Origin of the sequence: Hominisplanchenecus faecis, assembly GCF_020687205.1 — a bacterium.
Lineage (GTDB): Bacteria > Bacillota > Clostridia > Lachnospirales > Lachnospiraceae > Hominisplanchenecus > Hominisplanchenecus faecis.
Genome location: NZ_JAJEQE010000065.1, coordinates 1 through 16,361 on the forward strand (window position 1 = coordinate 1; position 16,361 = coordinate 16,361).

General features: G+C 47.4%; 9 protein-coding genes. All 9 read right to left on the reverse strand.

The features are described from left to right. Window positions 1-378 precede the first annotated feature (378 nt). On the reverse strand, window positions 379-1,572 hold the full coding sequence (locus LKD42_RS13670) for a type II secretion system F family protein (RefSeq protein ID WP_248836022.1): 1,194 nt from the start codon (window positions 1,570-1,572) through the stop codon (window positions 379-381). 116 nt (window positions 1,573-1,688) lie between these two features. Continuing rightward, entirely contained in the window at window positions 1,689-2,474 is a 786-nt protein-coding gene (locus LKD42_RS13675) for a prepilin peptidase (protein WP_248836023.1), read from the reverse strand. A gap of 403 nt (window positions 2,475-2,877) precedes the next feature. After that, a complete protein-coding gene (locus tag LKD42_RS13680) occupies window positions 2,878-3,318 on the reverse strand; it encodes a prepilin-type N-terminal cleavage/methylation domain-containing protein (protein WP_248836024.1) in 441 nt (146 codons plus the stop codon). Window positions 3,319-3,381: 63 nt separating this feature from the next. After that, window positions 3,382-4,092 carry a pilus assembly FimT family protein gene (locus LKD42_RS13685; protein WP_248836025.1) on the reverse strand — a complete coding sequence of 237 codons (711 nt, stop codon included), beginning with the start codon at window positions 4,090-4,092 and terminating at the stop codon, window positions 3,382-3,384. After that, the gene (locus LKD42_RS13690) at window positions 4,089-4,517 is read right to left on the reverse strand and encodes a type II secretion system protein (protein WP_248836026.1); all 429 of its coding nucleotides are present in this window, start codon (window positions 4,515-4,517) and stop codon (window positions 4,089-4,091) included. The genes LKD42_RS13685 and LKD42_RS13690 overlap by 4 nt, the downstream gene beginning before the upstream one ends. Beyond that, on the reverse strand, window positions 4,504-5,331 hold the full coding sequence (locus LKD42_RS13695; protein WP_147632523.1) for a hypothetical protein: 828 nt from the start codon (window positions 5,329-5,331) through the stop codon (window positions 4,504-4,506). Before LKD42_RS13695 ends, LKD42_RS13690 begins: the two co-directional genes overlap by 14 nt. Window positions 5,332-5,343: 12 nt before the next feature. After that, window positions 5,344-15,198, reverse strand: a complete 9,855-nt coding sequence (locus LKD42_RS13700) for a prepilin-type N-terminal cleavage/methylation domain-containing protein (protein WP_248836027.1) — start codon at window positions 15,196-15,198, stop codon at window positions 5,344-5,346. Between the two features lie 165 nt (window positions 15,199-15,363). Continuing rightward, window positions 15,364-16,011, reverse strand: coding sequence for an SdpI family protein (locus LKD42_RS13705; protein WP_248836028.1), 648 nt, complete (start codon window positions 16,009-16,011; stop codon window positions 15,364-15,366). Further along, entirely contained in the window at window positions 15,995-16,279 is a 285-nt protein-coding gene (locus tag LKD42_RS13710; RefSeq protein ID WP_022118140.1) for an autorepressor SdpR family transcription factor, read from the reverse strand. Before LKD42_RS13710 ends, LKD42_RS13705 begins: the two co-directional genes overlap by 17 nt. Window positions 16,280-16,361: the final 82 nt, after the last annotated feature.

Below are 16,361 nucleotides of genomic sequence, written 5' to 3' on the forward strand. Positions count from 1 at the left end.
AATAATACCTCCATAGGTATATTTAAACACATTTAACCATATTAAGCAATATATTTAGTTACTTATAAATTCCTCCTCTGTATAATAAAATCTCATTGTGCAGCAATTTCTAATGGATTTTTGCATCATAAGATGCCAGGATCAAAAGCCTGAAACCACGATGTGCTTGCACAGGAGTGGTTTTATGGCTTAATGATCCGCCCAAATATGAGCATAAAAGTGGAGCGTCAGCTTCACGATATGCGAATATTGGGGTGCTATGTGCCAGTGGCACATGTTTAGCACCGACCGAAGCGGAGCGTAGAAAGAATTGTGGGAGTACGAAGTACGGAACAATTCGTATGGCATCTTTTGCCTAATTATAAGTGTAACTCGCAACTATGAATTTTCAATCGCACTGTAAGATTCGTAGATCGGCAGCATAACTGCGATCATAATAAATCCGACGATCACCGCCATCATCATAATTAAAAGCGGCTCCATCAGCGTTACCATGCGTTTGGTCGCTTCTTCGGCATCTGCCTCCAGAGACAGTGCGATGGAATCCAGCATGACATCCAGTCGTCCGCTCTCTTCGCCGACAAGAATCGTGCTGGCAAGTTTTTTCTGTAATCCATCTACCTCCCGCAGTGCCTGTGACATTGGGATACCGCTTCGCACCAGTGCCACAACCTGCTCAAACTGGCCTTCGACATAGCTGTTTCCGATCGTGTTTCCGGCGATGCCAAGTGCCGTTGCGATCGGCATACCGCTCGAATACAGGCTGCTCAGGGTTCTCGCAAAACGTGCCGTATAAATGATCTTAAACAGCTTTCCGAAGACCGGCATATGTACTTTCCGGTAATCGATCTGTCTTCGCACAGCGGGGATTGCCATGATAATACGGATCAGCATGAAAACGGTAAATACGATCAAAAGTGCCGCATACCATTTCTGCACCAGGAAATCTGAGATCGCGATCAGGATCTCCGTCGGCACCGGAAGGCTGTCCATCTGGTCAAATAATGACTGGAACTGCGGCAGGATAAACGTTACGATCAGAATGACGATCGCCACGCAGAGCACCAGTAAAACCACCGGATACGTCATCGCAGATTTGACCTGCTGCGTCAGTTTATAATCTTTTTCGTACTGCAAGGTCAGTCGCTCCGTAACCTGATCCAGATTACCACTTCCCTCACCGGCACGGATCATACCGATCATCAGATCCGGAAAACATTTTTTGCTCTCCATGGCGTCGGAAAGGCCGATACCTTTTCGCAGGTCCAGCAGAACCGCCTGATAGATCTCACGTTCTTTCGGGTCGATTCCCTCCTGATCGGAGATAATATCCAGTGCACGCACCAGGCTGACTCCGGATGCGAGCAGCGTTGACAGCTCTTTACAGAATCCCGCCAGCTGTTTCGCATTAAGCTTTTTATAGCCCTTGGCTTCGGTCAGGTTTTTGGCTTCCACAAGGAAAAGTCCCTGCGATTTCAGCTCCTGGATCATGGCATTTTCCGTCAGGGCTTCCATCGTGCCCCGCTTTGTTTTGCCATCCATGCTTTTCGCCGTATATCGAAAACGTGCCATTCCTTTTTCCTTTCTTCTGTTGTGCCGTTTTTATGAGGTTTTATTTTACCCAACAGAATCACTGTGCATTCTACACTTCGTTGTTCGCCACTTATAGAAGCGGGAGTCTTCTCCGACTAAGATAAAAGGCTCAAATACCAGTTCACGATCTGATCTCCGAAAAATACTGCCAGTGCCAGGCCAAATGCCAGGAACGGGCCAAATGCAAAGTGGTCTTTTTTCTCCAGCTTCTTTCCCAGCAGCATCGCCGCCCCGTATCCGCCTCCGGTCAGAAGGCCAAAAAACATGGCACAGACCACCGGGCCTGTCCCCAGAAAGAATCCGGACGCTGCCATCAGTTTGATATCGCCTCCGCCAAATGCCCCCGGTATAATAAGAGCCAGCAGAAGCATCGGAACAGAAATGATCACCGCCCCGATCAGTCGGTCAACCATACCATGTTCCGGGAACAGCCACAATGCTGCCACTCCCAGCAGAAGGATCAAAATGTGAAACCGGTCATATATAATCTGAGTATCCCAGTCAATCCGGGCTACCACAAGTAATATTCCTAAATACGCAAAAATCACTGCGCCCTTCAGGGATAAAATCCCGGAACTGCCGCAGCCATAACTCAAAACGCAGCCACAGAAAGCTGCTCCTCCTGTCATTTCTGACCAGAAATCCCTTACCGGGATCTGGCTTTTGCATCCCTTGCATCTGCCTTTCAGTGCAAGGAAACTGAAACATGGGATCAATTCCCATGCCGTTAAAACTCTTCCACAGTTCGTACAGTGACTGCGGCCTTTCACCACGCTCTCACCACGCGGCATCCTGTCAATAACAACATTTAAAAAACTGAAAATACAGGCTCCGAACAGAAACCTTAAAAACCATAGGATTGCTTCTACTGCTGTTAACATTTTCTTCTCCTGTTACTCGTCCTGTAATATTTTTGGTGAAATGATCCTCTCATTTCGATATAGCCTCCGGCGGATTGCAGAGGTGCACAGACGCTCTCTGTGACGCCCCTTCCCGTGAGGCGTCACAAAAAGATCTGCTCTCGCCGTAAGTCTCCCTGCCAGTCATCTGAAGTACCAGCCGCACCGATTTTGCATGCCCCAGAGCTACCTGAGCGTCTGCCCGATAAAGAATTCGGAGTACCCCAGGTATAACTGTAACGACCGCCGGCAGAATCACCACCGGAACGAGTAAAACCATTCTGAGAATGCGATATTGAATTGAAATCTTAAGAGATTCATTTTCATCTCGCTGTGTTGACAGTATGGTTTACTCGCTTTCTGGTGGATTTATGTCACTTTTAAACTATGCTTCAGGAGTATCTCCCTTTGTTACATTATAGTTTCCATCTGAGCTATTAGTCTGTGCTACAGAACTATATGTACATGTTCTTCCACCATTTGAATAAGTAAGGGATGTAATTTTACCGCCGTCATCAACTGTTACGCTAGAAATTTTTCCTGTTGTTTCTGCCAGTTTTCTCACGTTATCATAGGTAACTGTTCCAGCAGGTGCAACAGTAATTGCAGTTGACGCATTATTTGCATACTGCTCATCTACCAGTGTCTGTGCAGCCATTACGGTCTGTCTTGTTTCTGCTACGATACTCTTGTTTCTTGCTTTGTCAATGTAACCTGTCAGTGCCGGGATCAGCAGTGCTGCCAGGATTGCCAGGATTACCAGTACAACGATCAGTTCTACCAGAGTAAATCCTTTTTTGTTGTTCTCTTTGAGTTTTTTGAACATCTCTTTTTCTCCTCTTTCTTTCGTTTATTATTTATACAATCGCCTCGGTGCCGGCGTTCGTACCTAGTCTTTCTGTGCAATAGCCGTTATGTCGGTCTTGCATGCTATTTTGTGGCGGAATTCGAGAACTTCGCTGTCTTCTGCGATGGGATCTTGATAATCTGCATCACTGTAAAGTGTGACAGTCGCGAGGATATGATCGGTCACACCTTCTTCCTGTGCTCCGTCCGGCCAGGAGTAGGTAATCTTTAAATAATTGCCCATATAAAAGCCTTTGCCGTATACGGCCGCCACGGCTCTCGCCGCTGCTTTTCCGTCTTTTTCGTAAGTGTATGTTCCGCCATCCACAAAATAATATCTGGTCAGGAGTTGTCCTTCTTCCACTGCTTTCGCAGTTCCGATGACATTGTCCCCTATGTACAGTTCGGTGTCATCACAACCATCGGTTGAGACCAAAACTGCATAACCTTCTTCATTTATAAATTCTATCGTATTGCCATCACAATTACCAGTAGAATTTGCAATATTCTTAGCATTTTCGTATATTTTTATGTAGGAACTGGCATTTTTTGTGATCGCCCGCAGTTCTGTCATCACCGTATCGAGGATGGACTGGGCATATTGGGTTTTCTGCACCTGCATAAAGATATGTGATGCGGAGCTTAGGGACGATACTGCCATGGTCATCATGATGCTGATCAGGAGCAGTGTGACCATCATTTCTACCATTGTTGTGCCCTGTTTCTTACGCAGGATCTCTGTTATTTTTTTCACGATCCGTCACCTCCGTCCGGTGTGGCGGAATCGGAGTCGGAGTTATTGCTGCTGCCGTCGTCCACTGCTTCGTACATATAGAAGGATGTACTTTTCGTCTCGCCTTTGCTGTCCGTATAGACAACGGTCTTGCTGACCAGTGAGGTATTGATGTTAAAGACCAGATTTCCTTTTACCGTCAGGTCGGAATTGGTCGCCACAAACTGCATATTTTTAACCATTTCTTCCTGTGTGGCGGCACTTTGCAGTCCTTCGATGATTTTTGCATTCTCGCTTCGGATCTCTTTGTTTTTGGCAAGGGATGCCTGGCTGTAGGAGATCGCCCCCTGTATGATGCCAAGCATGATCAGAAAGATAAAAATACTTGCCGTCACTTCCACTAATGTCTCGCCGCTGTTGGCTCTTGTTTTCTTATGTTTCCGCATCGGCAGTTTCCTCCTGTATATCTGCATTTTCTACAAAGATACACGACGTTGTGCTTCCGGTCAGGTATTTGTACTGGATCAGATCAGAATTATCAAAACTGTATTCATTTCCGCTGGTGTTACCCACTTTCCAGACCTGATCGTCTGTATCCCACACAATGGTCGTGCCGTTGTGTGAGAACTGGACATTGTATTTCTCTTCTCTGGTGTACTCGGTGCTGTAGGCATAGGTCATATCATTAAAATATGCCGTAACTTCTACCGTAAAAATATACTGCCGGACAGAAATATTCTGTTTTTCGGCGATGACGGCATCATAACTGCCGGTCTGTACCGGGATCTCGCCGCCTTCTAATTCTGTCTGATTTTCGCTGCTGTTCTTTTCTTTACTCAGGGTGATGCGAAGGTTCCCAAAGTTTTCCGGCAGGCTGCCGGATTTTGTAATGTCACTCAAATCTGTGGTATCCAGCACATACTGATACTTGGAAGTATCCGGATAATCGGAGTTGTATTCCAGATAGCGTTCTCCGTCCAGAAACTGATTGGCAAATGCATAGAAGCTCCCGGCTGCTGCCGTATCGCCTTTGTTCTGATACCTGGTCAGCTCTCTTCCCAGTACGTCCGCATAGCTTTTGGCAAGCCTGTAACAGCGTTCCTCTTCCAGGCGGTGCGTGGACTGAGCCGTCACAACGCCCGCCGTGTAGAGGATTGCAGCTGCAAATGCCATAAAGAAGGCAGAAATGCACAGTACAAGTGCCATCGATACTCCTTTTTTACCATTTGCTTTTAACTGTTCCAGACCATGCCTTATCATAGGTTCCCTCCGTTAATTTGTCCATTTGATCTCATTTGCAGCGGATTCTGCATAAGCTGCACTGCCCTGTTCACTCAAGTTGTCTGTTACATTTGCCTTAAATGCAGCACTTTCGGTGACTGCAAGATCACTGTGTGTGATGACAGTTCCGTCATCTGCAGTTACTTTTGCCGCATCCGGAAGTTTCAGTGTGTAGGAAAAGCCTCCGTCTGCATTTTTCGTGGCTTCCAGTTCTGCCGTCAGGGTAAGTTCATAATAAACTTCTGCCTGATTCAATGCTTTATAATTAGAAGAGATTGCAACACTGTAGCTGCTCAGTTTGTAAACGGATGTTCCGGCAGGCTGTGAACTGTCCGTGCTCTTTGCCACGGATTTCCATACCCACTCGTTCGCTCCGGTGTCTTTATTCTTCTGGGAGACATACTGCTGCACTTCCACGGTGCCGTCTGACATTTCCTGAACACGGACTTTCGCACTGATCAGTGTTTTTCCGGTCTGTGAGTTCGGATCGGTCATGTTTCCGGCAAGATCGATGCTGTAGAGATTGGCACATTCTACGCTGTCCCACATAAGAACGGTGTGCTGTACATTCCATGTCTTCTCCTGTCCCGGAATATCCGGATTTTCAGTTACTTTTGCTTTTACTTTATAAGTTTTTGTATCAGATGAAACCGTCGGTGCTTCCAGTTTTACATACGGCAGCCGAAACGCTGCGGATTTTGTCCAGAGTGAGCTGATGTTTCCGCCTCCGGAAGAGATTCTCGCATAGAATACGATCCATTTTCCGGCATGCTGTATCGAAAGGTTCGTCAGATTCTGATAATAATTTCTGGAATCAGTGACACTCATCTGTACCAGAGATCCGTCCGCCGGATAAGATGCCAGGAACTGCTCTCCCGGATCGCTGTCGATCGCTGCCGCCGCTGCCTGCTCGCTGTCATAGATATAAGCCTTCAGAAGATAAGCACTTCCTCCTGACGGGATGCTTGCTGCATCTGCAGTCAGACTGACACGCAGTCCGCCGGATCTGAAGGATGACACCTCAACCGGACTTGTTTTGTCGTATTTCCAGCCGACTTTCCAGGTGACATTCGGCTTTGCCAAACGTTTCGGGATTGGAAGCTCACAGGTAACACCCGATACGCTGTCGAGATAACTGCCGTTCGGATCGGCTTTTGCGATCACATATACGACCACTCGCTGACCTGCATATTCTTCCAGATCGGTATTGATCGTGTAAACACCATTTTTCTTCTGATCGGTCGTCACGAGATTTTCAAGAACCTCTTCTGCCCCGGGCGTTGTACTGTTGTATTTGCGAATGCACACCTGATAACCCGCACACCCCGTCTCGGAAGCGAGCGGTGACCAGCGGATCTGATAATCCAGCTCGTTGTTGTCCAGGTTTTCTACCATCGGCTGTCCCGGTCTTGCAAGTCTTTGTTTTACTGAATACGTTCCTTCAGAGGAAAGACCGATCTGTTTCTGACTGGCATCTCCGATCCTTGTCACTTTCAGCCTTACTTCTTTGTAGTTCCAGTCACTTCCGTTGATGCGAAGCGACTTACCGCCTGTGTAAGCACCGTCCGTGCTGATCACGACCTCACGGTCACTGTCATCGATTCCGGTCAGTGCTGTCTGATAATTGGCGTTATTCGTTCCGGATACACCGGTATCCCAGGTGAAGGTGTAGTAAATATCATTGTTCTCATCAATCTCCGGGATCAGCGTCGAACCGACATTATCCAATTTTGGTGTCGGCAGGAACTGCCAGAGGACACCGCTCCAGTAAGTATAGTTTTCAAAATACTGTTTTGATCCGCTCTGTGCCAGAACTGAACTGTAACTGTAATCCCATGTTTCGCTTCCGTTTTCATCCACGCCGGTCAGTTCTTTGATGTTCGCATTTGCTTCTGTCACATCCTCATCCCAGTAAGTGTAAACAGGTCCAAGTCCGGACGCCGCATACCAGATACGGATTTTGATGTCCTTCGCCTCGCTGATATATTCCGGAAGATCACTGAATGTTGCATTTGCACTTCCTTTTGATACGATCAGTGTATCTTCCTTTGCAAGAACGGTATCCACCTGACCATTCCAGGTACCAACCAGTTCCACTCGATAGATTGGCGGGGTATCCATTGCATTGCTTCCGGCATTCAGTTCTACATTGACCGTCAGATCATCCAGCGTATTTCCGGTGATTGTAATGTTTTTGCTCAGCTGAGGTGTCCACGTTTTTAAAGTGATCGGCGGACGATAATACGGCAGCGAAACTGCTGTCGAAATCTGTTTTGAGGACTGCATAAGCGTTGTATTTCCCGGCTTTGATGACGCCTGGGCAACCATCTGATAAATATATTTATCCAGGTTTGACACTTCCATTGTTCTTGTTGGATTGTCTGCATCCAGCGTTACTGTTCCTACACTTTGTACATTGACGGTCACCTGCCAGTTCGGATAAGCGGCATCCCCTTTTTTATCTGTTTTATTATATTCATCCAGATTTTTCAGACGATAGCGGTAAGAACAGCCATTTGTCACATCGCTCTTTTCCACCAGCTCAATCACAATATCCGGATCAGGAAGGACTTTATTAATATTATTTTCACCAATCTTATACCAGTCAGACGGCTCTACCTCATCATACATACTTACAGAACGCACACGGATCTGAAGATTATTGCTCATTCCGGACGGAATATTGAAACTTCCCTGTTCTGTATAAACGGTACGCACGACCTTTCTATTTGCTGCCAGATCAGTGACTTCTACTTCGTATGCAAATGGATCACTCCGTTCATTATCATAACTTCCCGGCAAACTCTGCGGAGTAATATGAAGCGTTACTTTACCATTACTTACCTGTGCTTCTGCAGAATACGGTTTCAGGATCTTGTTATCGATCACACCTTCCAGACGTTTATAACTGTTTCTTGCATTCACAAAGACCGGATTCGTACTATCTTTCATAATATAGTCATAAAGTCTGCTGTTATCATAACTGCTGTTATCAATATAATAGAGAACCTGTCCCTGCTTGCTGCCGTTTCGATTTACAATGTATCCATTCTCATTGATGTAGCTGTCTTTTCCGTTAATGTTGGTCATCCCGCTGTTTGTCCTGTTATTGATACTTGCAAGGAAATATTTCTGTTCTGTCATATCATACATAAAGAACATATTTACGCAATATCTTCCTGTACCGCTTTCATAATAACCATTTCCGGCACTTCCGCTTCCTTTTCCAAGTGTTCCTTTTCCTTCTCCCAGCTTCAGATTACTGTAACCCCAGCTCTGAATCCCCTCAATATAATAATTATTGATTCTATCTTCTGCATTCATGTTGCTGGAATTTCCCTCACCGATTCCGGAAGCATAGACAGCGTATACATCTTCTGCACCGCTGCCGTCGTGGCTTCCATGCATATAGGACGGTTGCGGCTTTATTGAATAATTATCCTTGACGATCGTAGTATTTTTCCAGCCCTGCAGTCTGTCTCCGAAAATTCCGGTTGCATACTGACTTCCCAGCAATTTATAGGAAAAATTGCGGCAGCGTTCGATGCGGATGACAACGTTTCCAGTAGAAGCTTTGAGGTCTTTCTTAGCCTGTTGAAAATCACTGACCGGATTATCACACGAAAGAAATCCGAAGATGCCCGAAGCCATCGATGAAGAATAAATCTCTACCCCAGGTGCATTAAAGCAGTCTAAAATCTGTACCTTAAAGTTTGAAGCATCCTGTGCATTTTGGACTTTGTAAGTTGTAATATTTCCAAGAATACCCGCACTGTCGTTCGCACCCTGCCCATCCGCCTGGTTACGCCCATTTTTCGTAAATACACTTCCATAGTTTCCGCAGCCGATGACATTGTATTCCTGCCCTTCCTGTGCATGATAAAGCTGTGCAACAATACCGGCTGACGCTCCGATCCATGCTGTTCCATAACTGGTCTGAAGCATACCGTAATTACGGCAGTTTTCAATGGTGCCTCCGGTACCGGTCCACTGCCCCATGATGCCTCCGGAGTAATGTGTCCGATAACAATAAATAGTTCCATAGTTAATACAGTTCTCGATATGCCATTCGTTGCTTGTCGTATTATTCTGATTTCCGATGATGCCGCCTGCAAAACGATTTGTGTCGTTGCTGGAAAGCTGTCGTCCGACAAAAGCACCGTTTACCAGATAACTCAAATCCTTTTCCGACTCATTCATGCCGATGATGCCGCCGGTTCCGACACTGATCGCACTGGATTTGTTGTTCAGGAACCAGTTACCGGATACACACTGGTCGATTGTGCCCGTTGTTCCATTGTAAGCTGCGATACCTCCCAGATTTCCGTTGCTTGTCATATACATCTGCATTCTTCCGGATATTACTTTACTGCCTCCGTTATAACTGAGGGACTCTATATTTGCAATTGTCCGATCTCCCGGCCAGTTCACATAATCAGTATCCGCCTTCAGAACATCTTTACCTGATGTATTGCTGACGTTCACTGCATTTGTATTCAGTGCTTCCACGGCTTTTCTGCCCTGTTTCTGTTCCTCTGTCAGGTTCATCACAGCCACCGTGATGCTGCTGCCGGACATGGTGATCGTTCCTTTGTTAAATCCGGTCACGCCGCCGAGCATGCCGTAATCCGCACGGATCCTGCTGTCCGGATTGTTGTCAATGACGCAGGATGTGATCGTTGCAGAAGTTTCATTTTTTCCGGTGATGCCTCCGGCATGGCTTGCCAGACTTTCTTTCTGTGCTGCCGTACTGGTACTGGTTGCGGTATAGACACCTTTGATCTCCATCGTGATCTTTGTGATCTCGCATCCGGACAGAGTTGCATAGTTGATGCCTGCGATACCGCCGTAGCAGTTTCCGGCTGCACCGGTCTTTTCCGTCATCGTTCCGGAGTAAACACAGTCTGAGACGCCTGCAGTGGTTTTTCCGCTGCCGCCGTTTGTTCCGGTGATTCCTCCGAGATAGCGATAACCGCTGAATTTTGCAAATTTTAAGTCTTTTGCGACTATCTGTGTAATGATCGCCTCATTCGCACCAACGGCTCCGCCGACGGTCAGTTTGCTCTTTGTGGCATCGATGACCGGCATGCTGGTCAGAGTGATAACAGCTACGGTGCCTGTATTTCTTCCTGTCACGCCGCCAAAGATTGAGGCATCGCCCTGGAGCGTTACATTTCCTTCCGGATAACTTCCACTGACCGTGCCGCTGTTGATCGCACAGACGGCTCCGATTTCTTTTTCACCGAGGCTGTGGATCTTGATCCCGCCCGTTCCACTGCCGCCGGATACAACACAGTCACGGATGGTTCCTTCGTTTGTCGCTGCGATGCCGGCTGCGTAGCCGTCACTGCTGCTGACGTTTCCATAATTTTTGCAGTTGCCGATGGTCTGACCGCTGTGATTTTCTGCGGTGATGCCGCCTGCTGTCCCGGCATCTGCCGTTATATTTGTACAGCGGTTGACGGCATGAAGAATATCTTTTTTCGTCTCACCGACAATACCGCCCACGATACCATGGGAAGCACGCACCAGCTTTGCCTTGCAGGTCAGATCAGCTGTCTGACTTTCTTTTCCAATCTGACCTTCGTTTATGCCGGCGATTCCGCCGACTTTCGTTTCTCCGGTGACCGTAAGTCCGCTTCCGACTGCAACGACTTCTGTCGCACTTCCTTTTGCGTTGACTTCGATCTTACCCTGTGTCTCATTGATGCCGACGATCCCGCCGATCGCTTTGCCGTTTGCTGCCTCGATCGTCCGGTCTGTGGTATCGTCTTTGTCATCCGGAATCTGGATCATTCCGCTGTTTCTTCCGGCGATCCCTCCGGCGTAACTTCCGGATGCCGTGATATTTGCATAGCTTGTATTCTGCTTTACAACACCATCGGTAAGATTCCATCCGACAATGCCGCCAAGACTGCTGTTTCCAGAGACGGTTTTGGACGGCTGCGTACTGCAGCTTTCGATTGTTCCGGCACTGTATCTGACGTTTGTTGTGCCGGTTTCGGTTCCTGCCGCGTACGTTTTTGCCGCAGAAGCACCGCTGCCGTCAGGTCCGATGTTGATCCCGGCGATTCCGCCAAGATAATTCAGTGCTGCATTTCCGAAATGCTCGCTGAGCGTACATTTGTAGATCAGTCCGGCATTTAAACCAACCACACCGCCGATTCCGGAATAGCCGGACATACTTCCGGTATTCGTACAGTGATCGATGACCTGATTTTCCAGGTTGACACTGATGATGCCGCCGACCAGATGCATCTCAATATTCTTCCCTTCATCCGGTATGCTCTTTTTGCTGATTTCATCACTTTTTGCATATACTTCCAGAAGCACTGAACGGTCGCTTCCGCTGTCCGCATAAGAAATATTTCCGGCATTTTTGCAGTTTTTGATAATAAGATTACTGTTCTTCTCACAGTATCCGACGATGCCTCCGGCATACATACCGGCTTTCAGCGGAATGTTGTTTGTCTCTGTATTCAGCATTGTGCCGGTATTGGTATTGGTGGAAATCGTAAGCACATGGCTGTTTTCAGATTTCTTTACGATTCCCGGAACATTTCTGCCCTGAACGGTCGGAACATCCCCATCGCCCTGCAGTCCCGGAAACAGACGCTCCTGCGTATTGCTCGCCGCCTGCATGCTGCTCTCCACGGCCTCACGGATGGAGCCGTTTTCTGCAGTCTGTATCTGACCGGTGCCATAGGTTCTCTGGTATCCCATCAGACCGCCGCAGAATGCATCTCCGGTAATCGTGCCGAGTACATTGTCTGCACGGAACCGATCCATACTGGTATCTGCTGTAAGATTTACGATATTGGCACCGATGCAGCCGCCGACATAATAATGTCCCTGAACGCTGCCCGGCTTAATCGTCAGCTCCTGCTGCAAAAGCTCTGTGGATGCGTTCAGTCCGAATCCGCCTCCGGCACAGTCGCCATAGGCGTAGATACGTCCGCCGATCAGGGTGTAATGCACATCCAGGCTTCCGTTTACATCGTTAAATCCGGCAACTCCGCCGACATAACTTCCTCCGACCACAATACTGGAAACGGATTTGACCGTGATCGCCTGGCTTTCTGCCGTGAACGTGATCTGACCGTCATTGTATCCGGCGATGCCGCCCGCATAGTCACCTCTGGCATTCCAGGTATCAACAATCATATTGAAAATGGAACTGTCATAATCAGAAAGATAACTTGCACAGTCGTAGATCATGCCGTCTTTTTCGTTGTAGCCAACGATTCCGCCCACGTAGCGGTCATAGCAGGCTGCCACGCCGTTGTTGACGCAGTTTTTCAAGGTTACATTCTGTTCGTTCTGTCCGACAATTCCGCCGACATACGTCTGTCCGATGACATAACTGCTGTTTGTCGTGACTGCCACCACGCTGTCTGCACGGATCGCCTCCGAAATATTTCCGCCCAGTGCTCCGGCGATCCCGCCCACGTAGTCGGAACCGAGCACGTAACCGTCTTTTTCCGTAGAACAGTTGTTGACCAGTGTGCTGTTGCCGTAACCGACGATCCCGCCCACATATTTTCCTTTTAAATATTCTGTTTTTTTCGACTCATCAAAGGAGAACTGTGCCGCCCGTCCGGATGCACTTGCCGCATCGTAGATCAGTGACTGTTCTGCATAACCGGCAATCCCGCCGAAATATTTTCCCTGAAGAGTAGTGTCATTTACCTCTGCCGTGCACAAAATCAGACCATCATTGTCCGCTTCTTTGATGTTGGCGATCTTCGCCAGATCATCATCGGTGTAGCTGCCCTGATAAATGAGCTGACTGTCTATCGTTCCGACGATCCCGCCCACCATCAGATTTCCTGAAACATCGGCATGGTTCGTGCAGTTCAGAAGTTTCGCTGCATTTTCACTGGTCTGCATCTTTGCATAGCCGACGATGCCGCCGACTCCGTAAGCATAGTCTTCCACCCGGTCAGTCAAGGTCTTCGGCAGCGAAACTTCTACGTTTCCTTCCATGGTGATATCCGACATTCTGCCGGATGCCAGGGCTTCCAGTGTATTTCCGCTCTGATCCTGGTCTGCAAAAATACCGGAAATTCCGCCGACTGCCGCTGTATCGCTGCCCACAGAAATATTGGTTCTTATTTTTTCAAAATCTACCAGAACCTGTGTCTGGCCTTTGTCCTCTGCGGATGTCACCGCCACATGGTTCATCGTACCTTCGCTTCGTCCGGCAAAAATACCGATACCCTGAAGGCTGTTAAATGTTTTGCTTTCTTCGTTCTGACCAAGTGTGAGCGTAACATTCTGCAGGGTCACATCCTCGATCGTTCCGTAAACTTCTTCAAATAATCCGAGATATTTTGATTTCTCCTGACCGGCTGCCGATGCAACGCTGTCATCGTTCACAGATTCTTCACCGAAACTCAAATTTGAGATCAGGGTCTGTGTACGTTTTCCGGAAAAGGTGTGTCCGGAAGAGAGCTTGGCGATCGCCGGGAAATCCACCGTTTTTTCTTTGCTGTTTTCCTTCCAGGAGAGCTTCTGTCTCTGACTGCCCCCCGCCTTTGTCTCCAGCTCAAAATCATAAAGTCCTGTGCCGACCGATGACCAGTCCAGATTTCGGCTTGTCAGTGCAAATTCTGCCGTATTGCTTTCATCGTAATAACGGATGTTGGAAAGATGGCGGAATGCTGCGATCTTGACGTTTCCATCCTTTGTACCGTCCGCATACATGCTGTTTGCCACATTAGAGGAAACCGCCTCACTGTTGCGGTACTCCTGCGTGCTCGGCTCGTCTTTCTTCCCTGCATAGGAAACGGCTTTAACCGTTGCATAAATATCCTGCGGATTTTTCAGATCTGATGCCACTTTTCCAAGGCGGCAGATGCTGGTACTGGAAGTTCTGGCAAGTGCCTCCGCTGTCGTGCCGCTTCCGGATGCCAGCACTGCCTGCACTTTTGCAGACATCATCGCATCCAGGATCAGAGAATAACGATTGTCACTGTAAGTGATCGGGAACGTCCACTGTCCTTTGCTGTTTCCTTTTTTATCCTGAATTTCAAAGGAAACCAGCCCCTCGGTTGTGCCGGAAGTCGCCGTCCAGCCATTTTTTCGCATTTCATATGGCGAAACGGTCATCGTAAATTGTTTTGATTTATCAGAATTTTTATAGAATGTAAGCTCGTAACTGACATCCAGGCTGTTTCCGACGTTGCTGGACCAGTTCAGAGACAGTTTTTCGCTGTTCTGAAGGCTGATCGTCGTGATACGGAGACGTATCGGCTTCAGATGGACCACATTTGCCGTGTCTTCCGTCGAATAATAGCCAAGCAGCCTCTTTTTTCTGCTCTCGTAATCTCGGTCACGCATTGTCAGATAATCATCAGCATCTCTCTCGGCATAGTTCAGCCCCTTGCATTTTGTCGCAAAAAATGCGGAATAGACCTCGCCTGTCTCACTGTCGATCTCGATGGCGATCGCCCCGTTCATGACCTGCTTGTCGTAGCTATAATCATCGATCAACTGAAGCAAAAGATCATCGCTGCCCGCCTTTTCCTGATAAGTGTTCGCATCCAGCGTAACCGTATAGATTCTGCCGTTCAGCTCACTGGTACTGTCCGCAAAAACCGCCTGTGTGCCTTCTCTTTTTAATCGTTCCTGAAACTTCTCCCACTGCCCGGAAGAACGGTAGTAGGTCAGTTTTGATTCTGCTGCAAGATAAATGGTCTTTGCGTTGGATTCGTTTTTCTGAAACTCCGCAATCCTCCAGTATTTTATAAAAGAAGGGACTGCGATCGCCGCAATGATCGCAATGATCACCAGTACGACCGTCAACTCCGTCAGAGTAAATCCTTTTTTCTTTGTGTTTTTCATCTATATTCCTCGTTTATCCGCTGTTTTCGGCATCTTTGTATTACTTTTTATTATATGATTTCACTTGTATTTCGTCAACGCACTCTGACAAAAAATCCCCCGATATTACCGTAAAAACGGCTTTATCGGAGGATTTTCCCGTAAATTCACAAAATCTCTGTGAAATTACTTTTCATTTCTCAGATAATATACAAAGGAATAGATCATCGGAATAAATGTGACCGCAAGTATGAGCACCAGACTTATCGGAAATGCCGGGATCCACGGCTGAATGGCCAGCAGAAGAATCAACACGCCGCCTGCAACCCACAATTTTCCTGCCATCCTGTGGGTTGCATCCCAGTTTGCTTCGCTGGCGAGTGTCCACGGAACCTTTATGCCAACGGTATAATTCTGGCGGCATTTCGGCAGATAGTTGCCGACGAGCAAAAACAGAAGTCCCAGAAGTATGATCACAAATCTGGAAGATTTCATAAATTTCACTCCAAAGGTATTACCATAGATTGCAGCTGCACAGAACAGGGAAACTGCCGGACAGATCCATAAAATCAGTGCGTACATCTTCTGCCCGATCGCCTGTTTTTTCGGATCTGCCAGTGTTCCAAATGCACAGAACAGATGTGCAAAAAGGCAGATCAAATATGGACCGAACACTGCAAATGCCCGACTACTGTAGCCGTTTGGAATGCCGTTGGCATCAAAATGTGTTGCCACCTGTTCCGGAAGTTTATTCCATAAAATCAGTCCCGCCAAAATCGGCAGAATCGTAATCATGCTTGTGATCAGAATGATCTTTTTATTTTTCTTCGTCATCTTCACTCTCTCCTTTCAGCTCTGCAAGCCAGAGCATCACTTCCTCGACCACGGAAATGTTAAGCGAATAGTAAATATAATTTTTCTCCTTTGTCTCGCAGACCAGACCTGACTTTTTCAGGATCTTCAGGTGATAGGAGATCGTCGCTGCCGTCATATCAAACTGTGCTGCGATATCTCCCGCTGACATGCTTCCTTCTTTCAGCAATGTCAGAATGTCACGCCGTACCGGGTCAGACAAAGCTTTGAAGGTTTCTGCAAATCCCACGTTAGCCTGCCACTCAAAATGTGATTAAATATACTCACACCGAGATAATGTAGACCCTCACGAGTTCTACTTACTGCTTTAT

Bases quoted from the DNA above. Each gene is read 5' to 3' on its own strand.
- LKD42_RS13675 (WP_248836023.1), bottom strand. From the start codon at position 2,474: ATGTTAACAGCAGTAGAAGCAATCCTATGGTTTTTAAGGTTTCTGTTC.
- LKD42_RS13670 (WP_248836022.1), bottom strand. From the start codon at position 1,572: ATGGCACGTTTTCGATATACGGCGAAAAGCATGGATGGCAAAACAAAG.
- LKD42_RS13705 (WP_248836028.1), bottom strand. From the start codon at position 16,011: ATGACGAAGAAAAATAAAAAGATCATTCTGATCACAAGCATGATTACG.
- LKD42_RS13700 (WP_248836027.1), bottom strand. From the start codon at position 15,198: ATGAAAAACACAAAGAAAAAAGGATTTACTCTGACGGAGTTGACGGTC.
- LKD42_RS13690 (WP_248836026.1), bottom strand. From the start codon at position 4,517: ATGCGGAAACATAAGAAAACAAGAGCCAACAGCGGCGAGACATTAGTG.
- LKD42_RS13695 (WP_147632523.1), bottom strand. From the start codon at position 5,331: ATGATAAGGCATGGTCTGGAACAGTTAAAAGCAAATGGTAAAAAAGGA.
- LKD42_RS13680 (WP_248836024.1), bottom strand. From the start codon at position 3,318: ATGTTCAAAAAACTCAAAGAGAACAACAAAAAAGGATTTACTCTGGTA.